Origin of the sequence: Shinella sp. M27, assembly GCF_049199905.1 — a bacterium.
Classification (GTDB): Bacteria; Pseudomonadota; Alphaproteobacteria; order Rhizobiales; family Rhizobiaceae; genus Shinella.
The window spans coordinates 1-4,438 of record NZ_JBLZPK010000046.1 but is presented as its reverse complement, the minus strand read 5'-3'; the positions used below and the strand labels follow the sequence as shown (position 1 = coordinate 4,438).

Genomic DNA, 4,438 nt, shown 5'->3' with positions numbered 1-4,438 from the left:
CTTCAAAACGGCAGATTAGCGATAAACGCCGTTGACCGAAAGCGACGGAACTTCGCCGCCGACCCACTTTTCGTAGAGCTCGTTGTAACGGCCGGTGCGAACCTGCTGGTTGATGAACAGGTTCAGGTAGTTGATCAGGCCGTATTCTTCGCGGTTGGTGAAGAGCGCGACATAGTCGATGTCGTAGGGCGCCTTGCCGACGACGGAGATGCCGGGGAACTTGCCGCTCTTGACGGTGGCCTGAGCGACCGTCGAGGTGGAGACCGTGGCGTCGATCTGGCCCTGGCTCAGCGCCAGGAAGACATCGGCCTGGGTCTGGTACGGACGGAATTCACCCGCGCCGAATTCCTTCATCGTCTTTTCGAGCGCGATGGCCTCGAACGTGCCGGCGGTGGCGCCTACCGTCTTGCCCTTCATGTCCTCGAAGGACTTGATGCCCGACTTGTCATTGGCCGTGACGGCCATTTCGAAGGCGAAGTAGGGGATCGTCATGCCGACGGTCTTGGCGCGTTCCAGCGTGTCGGAGGTCGAGGCGACGCCGACATCGACGCGGCCGGACATCAGCGCCGGGATGCGTTCCGGGAAGGGCGTCTCGACGATTTCGGCGGTGACGCCGAGCGCCTTGGCCAGATCGTTGCAATAGTCGACGTCGAAGCCGATCGGGTTGTTGCTCTCGTCGCGCGAGCCCATCGGCGGGAAGTCGAGAACGACGGCGCAGCGCAGCGTGCCGGACGAGATGATGTCGTCCAGCTTGTCGGCCTTGGCCGGGCTGGTGAGGGCGGTGGCGGCCACGAGGCCGAAGGCGAGGACCGAGGTCTTCTTCATTACTCTCTCCCTGGATTGGTCTGGACGATTCACTTGGGCGAGGTCCGTCCTGCCCGTGATGTAAATCGTCCTATAAAATACAAATAATATGCAAAAAGTATATAGCTCGTATGCAAAAAAATGCCGAGCCTCCCTTTCGGAAGGCCCGGCCCTATCAGGCAAGCTTCAGGCTTGAATTAATTGAGGAAATCCTCGGGCAGCAGGCCTTCGGGGAAGTTCTGGTAGGACACCGGACGCAGGAAGCGGCGGATCGACATCGTACCGACGCTCGTCGCGCCGAAATTCGTCGAGGCCGGGTAGGGGCCGCCATGCACCATGGAATCGACCACCTCGACGCCGGTCGGGAAACCGTTGACCAGCACGCGGCCGGCCTTGCGTTCCAGGAACGGCCGCAGGCGCTTGGCGTCTTCGAGGTCGCCGGCATCCATGTGGATCGTCGCCGTCAGCTGTCCCTCGAAGTTGCGGGCAAGCTTTACCATCTCATCGACTGAGGAGACGCGCACGACGAGACCGAGCGGGCCGAAGACTTCTTCAGAAAGCGCGTGGTCGGCGAGGAACTGGTCGCCCGAGATTTCGAAAAGGTTCGGCAGGGCGTTACGGCCGGTGGATTCGGTCGTCAGCAGCGGCTTGACCGTATTGCGGCTCTCAAAGCGCGCCTGGCCGTCCTGGTAGGCCTTGGCGATGCCGTCCGTCAGCATGGTCTGCGCGGCAACCTTCGACAACGCCTCGACGGCAGCGGCCGTGAAGCGGTCGGCATCCGCGCCGTCCTGGACGATGGCGATGCCGGGATTGGTGCAGAACTGGCCGGCACCCATGGTGAGCGAACCGGCCCAGCCCTGGCCGAGGCTTTCAGCACGCGCCTTCACGGCTTCCGGCAGAACGAACATCGGGTTGACCGAACCGAGCTCGCCGAAGAACGGGATCGGCTCCGGGCGGGCGGCGCACAGGTTGAACAGCGCGCGGCCGCCGGCCAGCGAGCCGGTGAAGCCGACGGCCTTGATCAGCGGATGCTGCACGACGGCCTCGCCGACCTGGCGGTTGCCGCCCTGGATGAGCGAGAAGACGCCTGGATGCACGCCGGTCTTCTGGACGGCGGCGAAAACGGCTTCGGCGATGATCTCGCCCGTGCCTGGATGGGCCGAGTGACCCTTGACCACGACGGGGCAACCGGCGGCAAGCGCGGCAGCTGTATCACCGCCGGCCGTGGAGAAGGCGAGCGGGAAGTTGGAGGCGCCGAACACGGCGACCGGGCCGATCGGCCGCTGGATCAGGCGGATTTCCGGGCGCGGTGCCGGCTGGCGGTCGGGCAGGGCCGCATCGAAACGACGGTCGAGGAAGTCGCCCTTCTCGATATGATCGGCGAAGAGGCGGAGCTGCCCGGTGGTGCGGCCGCGCTCACCCTGCAGGCGGGCGACCGGCAGGCCGGTTTCCTGCGTGCCGATCTCGGTGATGGCCTCGGCGCGCGCTTCGATCTCGTCGGCGATGGCGCGCAGGAAGGCGGCGCGGTCGGCGCGCGAGGCGTAACCATAGCTCAGGAAGGCGTCTTCGGCGGCTTCCGCCGCGCGGTTCACCAGTTCGACCGTGCCGACGGCGAAGGCGTGCGCCGGGCCATGGGCGGGCGAGGAGGTAAACGTGCCGTTGCCGTCGAGCCATTCGCCTGCGACGAGGTGTTTACCGTGGGGAGTGAAAGCCATGAGACGTACCTTTCTTGCGGAATGGGGTTCGCCCGATATAGGAGAGGAGAGGGCGAATTGCACTTGTCGAAATCTTGTATACTCTATGTATGCAAATGTTCAATCGCCAACCTGCACGGGCGGCACAGCGGAAGAGACGAAAGATGACGCAAACCTCCACCCTGACGATCGCCGCGCTGCACGAGCGTGTCGAAGCCATCTTCCGCAAGGGCGGTCTCAATGCCGTGCAGGCTGCGGCGCTGGCCCGCGTCATCGTCGCCGGCGAGCGCGACGCCTGCAAGTCGCACGGCATCTACCGCATCGAAGGCGCGCTGCGCACCGTCAAGGCCGGCAAGGTGAAGCCGGATGCCGTGCCGGTTCTCGACCGCAACGAGGGATCTGCCATCGTCAAGGTCAATGCCGACGGCGGCTTCGCCAACCCGGCCTTTGAGTTGGGCGTTCCCGCTCTTGCCGAGCGTGCGAAAAAGCTCGGCATCGCGGCGCTCGTCATCAACGACTGCACCCACTTCTCCGCACTGTGGCCGGAAGTCGAGGCTGTGACGAACGAGGGTCTTGCCGCCCTCGTCATGTGCCCGAGCTATGCTACGGTCGCCCCCACCGGCGGCAACAAGCCGCTGCTCGGCACCAACCCCTTCGCCTTCGGCTGGCCGCGCAAGGACAATTCGCCCTACGTCTTCGACTTCGCCACCTCGGTCGCCGCTCGCGGCGAGATCGAGCTGCACCGCCGTGCCGGCAAGCCGCTGCCCGAGGGCTGGGCGATCGATGCCGACGGCAACCCGACGACCGACCCGGAAGCAGCCCTTGCCGGCGCCATGCTGCCCTTCGGCGGCCACAAGGGCTCTGCCATCGGCACGATGATCGAGCTTCTCGCCGGCATCATGATCGGCGACCTGACGAGCCCGGAAGTGCTCGATTTTCTCGGCACCACGACGCTCGCCCCCTTCCACGGCGAACTCATCATCGCCCTGTCGCCGGAAGCCTTCGCCAAGGGTCGCCCGGGCGATCCCTTCGCCCGCGCCGAAGTGCTCTTCGAGGCCATCGTCGGCGCCGGTGCCCGCCTGCCTTCGCAGCGCCGCTTCGTGGCCCGCAAAAAGTCCGAGGCGGAGGGCGTCACGCTGACGGCCGCCGAAACGGAACAGCTGGATCGTCTGCTGGAAAAGGGTCTCGACGCGATCGCGTAACGGGCTCGACCTGGTGCCGCGGCAAGCGATTGCCGCGGCCTTCAGCCCTTCTGCAGGGCAAGGTGGGCGCCGAGCCCGATAAGGATGGTCCCGCCGGCCTTGCGCACAAGGGCCTGCACGCCGCTTGAGCGCTTCAGTCGCGCGAGGATCACATCCGCAAGCAGAACGCTGACGACGTCGGCGAAGGTGAAGATCAGGTTCACCACCGTCCCGAGAATCGCAAGTTGCATCCAGATCGGCAACCCGGCACCGCTGTCGACGAACTGCGGCAGGAAGGCGAGGAAGAAGATCGCCGTCTTGGGGTTCAGGATCTCGACGGTGACACTCTGCGCGAAGGCCCGTCGCCCACCCTTCGGGGCGGTTGCGTTCTCCTCTTGCTGGTCCGTCGCGCGGAACAGCGAAACCCCGAGCCAGATGAGATAGAGGGCGCCCGCGAGCTTGACGCACGTATAGGCGAGCGGCACCGCATGAAACAGCGCGGAAAGTCCGGCGGCGGCCGCGATGATATGCGCGTATGCGCCGAGATGAATACCGAGGACCGCCATCAGGCCCGCCTTGCGACCGCCGGCCATCGTCCGGGCCGCGGCATAGAGCATGGCAGGGCCGGGAATGAAGGCGAAGATCGCCGTTGTGACGGCGAAGGCAAGCAGCACATCCAGGGAAGGCATGTCGGTTTCTCTCGTTGCGATGTCGCGACAGTCGCAAAATGAAGCCGTCGCGGCAATGGCAAACGAAAAC

At 65.1% G+C, this 4,438-nt stretch carries 4 protein-coding genes; 1 reads left to right on the top strand and 3 read right to left on the bottom strand.

The genetic code is table 11. The features are described from left to right. Positions 1-15 precede the first annotated feature (15 nt). Together ACOZK4_RS18225 and ACOZK4_RS18220 are read right to left on the bottom strand one after the other, a co-directional pair. Complete coding sequence (locus ACOZK4_RS18225; protein ID WP_313526629.1) at positions 16-825, bottom strand: transporter substrate-binding domain-containing protein; 810 nt, start codon at positions 823-825, stop codon at positions 16-18. A 176-nt stretch (positions 826-1,001) separates the two neighbouring features. Continuing rightward, on the bottom strand, positions 1,002-2,519 hold the full coding sequence (locus ACOZK4_RS18220) for an aldehyde dehydrogenase (NADP(+)) (protein ID WP_421593101.1): 1,518 nt from the start codon (positions 2,517-2,519) through the stop codon (positions 1,002-1,004). A 143-nt stretch (positions 2,520-2,662) separates the two neighbouring features. Between ACOZK4_RS18220 and ACOZK4_RS18215 the strand changes: the two genes are divergently transcribed. Further along, a complete protein-coding gene (locus ACOZK4_RS18215; RefSeq protein ID WP_421593100.1) occupies positions 2,663-3,700 on the top strand; it encodes an Ldh family oxidoreductase in 1,038 nt (345 codons plus the stop codon). Between the two features lie 41 nt (positions 3,701-3,741). On the opposite strand, the gene ACOZK4_RS18210 is transcribed toward ACOZK4_RS18215, so the two are convergent. Then, on the bottom strand, positions 3,742-4,368 hold the full coding sequence (locus ACOZK4_RS18210) for a LysE family translocator (protein WP_421593099.1): 627 nt from the start codon (positions 4,366-4,368) through the stop codon (positions 3,742-3,744). Positions 4,369-4,438: the final 70 nt, after the last annotated feature.